The organism is Arthrobacter sp. 2RAF6 (genome assembly GCF_052115205.1).
In the GTDB taxonomy this organism is placed as follows: domain Bacteria; phylum Actinomycetota; class Actinomycetes; order Actinomycetales; family Micrococcaceae; genus Arthrobacter.
In genome coordinates, this window is sequence record NZ_JBFRGF010000132.1 from 1 (window position 1) to 448 (window position 448).

1 protein-coding gene is annotated in these 448 nt (G+C 62.8%); it reads right to left on the bottom strand.

Annotation, left to right across the window (positions count from 1 at the left end; translation table 11 throughout):
* Positions 1-185, bottom strand: a 185-nt coding sequence (locus tag AB4Z38_RS25825; protein WP_441432353.1) for a hypothetical protein, incomplete at its 3' end; no start/stop codon positions are given.
* Positions 186-448: the final 263 nt, after the last annotated feature.

Consider the following 448-nt stretch of genomic DNA (forward strand, 5'->3'; position numbering starts at 1 on the left):
AGCCGGGTCCCCTTAGCCGCGTCGCGCAACACCTTGCCGAAGTAGATGTCCGCGTCGGTAGGCTCCATGTCCCACAACGGCTTCCCGAGCCAGGTGCGCACCTGCTCCAGGTGACCGATGTCCGAGCTGATCGTGCCATCCGCCAGCCCTGCCGACGCGCGAGCGAGCACAAAACCGGCYAGCACGTCRGTCTCGAACTCCGCAAKCTCCTCCGGKCCCGCCGGGACCCGACGCTCACGCAGATCCCGCACCACCGCCAGCGCCAACCCAGAACCTCGCCTTCAGTCCTACCCATCGATCCTCGACTTTCACGATACCCCTTCACAAAAGCTGAAGTTGAATCAAAACGCCGATGAGCACCTGAAGGAACGGGAACGCCCTAGTACCGTGGGGAATGGACCCTCGCAGCCCAACCAAGGAACCCCGGAACACGAGGGTTATCTCTTAC